This is a genomic window from Cryomorpha ignava, from assembly GCF_010686655.1.
Taxonomy (GTDB): domain Bacteria; phylum Bacteroidota; class Bacteroidia; order Flavobacteriales_D; family Cryomorphaceae; genus Cryomorpha; species Cryomorpha ignava.
Map to the genome: position 1 here is coordinate 1 of NZ_JAAGVY010000148.1, position 619 is coordinate 619.

The following is a 619-nucleotide window of genomic DNA, read 5'->3' on the forward strand; positions in this document are numbered from 1 at the left end:
TTATTTGCGCAGGCGAATCTATGGGTTTTAATGTTTCGCCCACCCCCACAGGCTACGAGAGTTTGACCTGGGAATTTGGTGATGGTCTCGACTCAAACGATCCAAATACCACGTATTCATACCCCAACAATGATAATATAGCCCAATACAACCCGGTACTTACTATTGTTAATCCGAATGGATGCTTTGCAACGGCGGTAATTCAAGCCAGCCCGGTAGAGGTAATTCCAGCCCCGGTAGCACTTCTCTCGCCAGCGGGTACCTTATTAGATTGTGGGCCTTTTTCTGCTACGCTATCAGCTACGGTTTCTACCGGTTTTGGTAGTACTACTAATTACACTTGGTCGGGACCCACCATGAGCCCACCCGCGCCAAATTGCGCAAGTTGTGATACGTGGAATATTAATATGTATGGCACCTACCAGGTGGTAGTAGAAAACAGCAACGGCTGCCAGGGATTCTCGAATGAGGTTGATGTTTTTCAGAACTGTGGATCCGGTTGTCAGGGTCCGACACTGGTGGCATCAAATAGTAGTTTTATCGATTGTGCTACCGGGCAGGCAAATATTCAGTACAACCCCTATAACTATAATATTCTTAGTGAAACCTGGATTTTTCC

1 protein-coding gene is annotated in these 619 nt (G+C 46.5%); it reads left to right on the forward strand.

Features of this window, described 5'->3' with window-relative positions:
- A partial coding sequence (locus G3O08_RS20820) for a hypothetical protein (protein WP_163287367.1) occupies positions 1-619 on the forward strand: 619 nt, incomplete at both ends.